This window comes from Pseudomonas sp. YA1 (genome assembly GCF_058680555.1).
The window spans coordinates 1-2,097 of record NZ_JBZWBG010000043.1; the positions used below are offsets into that span (position 1 = coordinate 1).

Annotated in this window: 1 protein-coding gene and 1 pseudogene; both read left to right on the top strand. The window is 63.6% G+C overall.

All coding sequences use genetic code 11. From position 1 onward, the window contains the following. Positions 1–414: phosphopantetheine-binding protein (locus AC4OR5_RS30865; RefSeq protein ID WP_225318284.1), on the top strand; the 414-nt coding region annotated here is incomplete at its 5' end. A 12-nt stretch (positions 415–426) separates the two neighbouring features. Continuing rightward, positions 427–2,097: pseudogene (locus AC4OR5_RS30870) on the top strand (condensation domain-containing protein); the annotation flags it as partial.

The window sequence follows — 2,097 nt, forward strand, 5'->3', positions numbered from 1 at the left end:
TTCCTGGCGGCGCTGCCGCTGCTGCCCAACGGCAAGCTGGACCGCAAGGCGCTGCCGGCGCCGGAAGCCGGCGACAGCCAGCAGGTCTACGCCGCACCGGAGACGGACCTGGAGCAGCAACTGGCGGCGATCTGGGCGGAGGTACTGAAGCTGGAGCGGGTCGGGCTGACCGACAACTTCTTCGAGCTGGGCGGTCATTCGTTGCTGGCAACCCAGGTGCTGGTACGAGTTCGGGAACAACTCGGGCTCGAAATGGCGCTGAAGGAACTGTTCGAGTTTCCTGTCCTGACTGATCTGGCTCGCCAACTGGAAGGGCGCGGCAGCGTCAGTGCATCTCTCCAGGATGAATTGGCTAAATCCCTGGAGGCCCTTAAACGTCTTACTACGGAGGAAATAGATGCGCTGACGTCTTAAGGAGATATCCCGGTGCAAGAGCTGCTTAAGTCCGTAAGGTCACTCTCTCAGAAAGAACGCAAGGCCCTGGCGGCCTTGCTCAAGCGTCAAGGAGTGAACCTGTATGGAATAACCCCTGTACTCAAGCGCTCTCCGGAGGAGCCGTTGCAGCTGTCCTACGCCCAGCAACGGCAATGGTTCCTCTGGCAACTGGAACCGGGCAGCGCGGCCTACCATATCCCGGCGGTCCTGCGTCTGCATGGTGAACTCGACACCGAAGCCTTGAAACGTAGCTTCGCCGCACTGGTGGAGCGTCATGAGGTATTGCGCACCACCTTCCGCCAGGAAGGCGACGAGACACTGCAGGTCGTACATGACGATCTGCCTCTGGAGCTGCGCGAAGAGACCATGAGTGGGACGGATGAGTCCGCACTGTTGCTGCGGATCGAAGACGAAGTCCTGTTGCCGTTCGACCTGGAACGTGGTCCGTTGCTACGGGTCCTGTTGCTGCGCCTGTCCGCCGAGGAACAGGTGCTGGTGGTGACCCTGCACCACATTGTCTCCGATGGTTGGTCGACGCCGATCATGGTGGAAGAGCTTATGCAGTTCTACGCCGGCTACCGTGAAGGCCGCGCCGTGGAGCTGGAGCCGTTGCCGATCCAGTACGCCGACTATGCCCTGTGGCAGCGCAGCTGGATGGAAGCCGGCGAGCGTGAGCGCCAACTGGCCTACTGGCGGCAGCAGCTGGGCGGCGAGCAGCCGGTGCTGGAACTGCCGACCGACCGGCCGCGGCCGAGCGTACAGAGTCCTGCCGGCGACAGCCTGCAGGTGGAGCTGGGCGAAGACCTGGGTCGCTCGCTGAAACAGCTGGCGCAGCAGCAGGGCGTGACCCTGTTCATGCTGTTGCTGGCCAGTTTCCAGACCTTGTTGCATCGCTACAGCGGGCAGCCGGAAATCCGCGTTGGGGTACCGATCGCCAACCGCACCCGGGTAGAGACAGAGCGTCTGATCGGCTTCTTCGTCAATACCCAGGTGTTGAAGGCCGACTTCGACCTGGAGACTCGTTTCGACGCCTTGTTGCAGCAGGTCAAACGTACCGCACTGGAAGCGCAGGCCCATCAGGACCTGCCGTTCGAGCAACTGGTGGAGGCGTTGCAGCCGCAGCGGAGCCTGAGCCACAGCCCATTGTTCCAGGTGATGTACAACCACCAGAACGCGGGTCAGGGCAAGGCTCTGGAGCTGCCGGGGCTGCGAGTGGAGGCGCTGGAGCGGGCGAGCGCGACGGCGCAGTTCGACCTGACCCTGGATACCTATGAAAGCGGTGACGCGCTGAGCGCGTCGCTGATCTACGCGACCAGCCTGTTCGAGCGGTCGACGGTGGAGTGTCTGGCGGCACACTGGCGCAACCTGCTGGAGGCGATCTGCCAGGACGCGAGTCAGCGTGTCGGCGAATTGCCGATGCTGGCTGAAGCGGAGTACGTCGAGCTTGTTCGCGGCTGCGAGTCCGCCCCCTGTGCCGAGCCTGCCTGCCTGCATCCCTTGGTCGAGGCGCAGGCGGCGCGGACCCCGGAGGCGACGGCGGTGATGCATGGCGAGATCGAGCTGAGCTACCGGGAACTGAACCGCCGGGCCAACGTACTGGCGCACAGGCTGCGGGCCGAAGGCGTTGGTCCGGACGTACCGGTGGGTATCGCCATGCAGCGC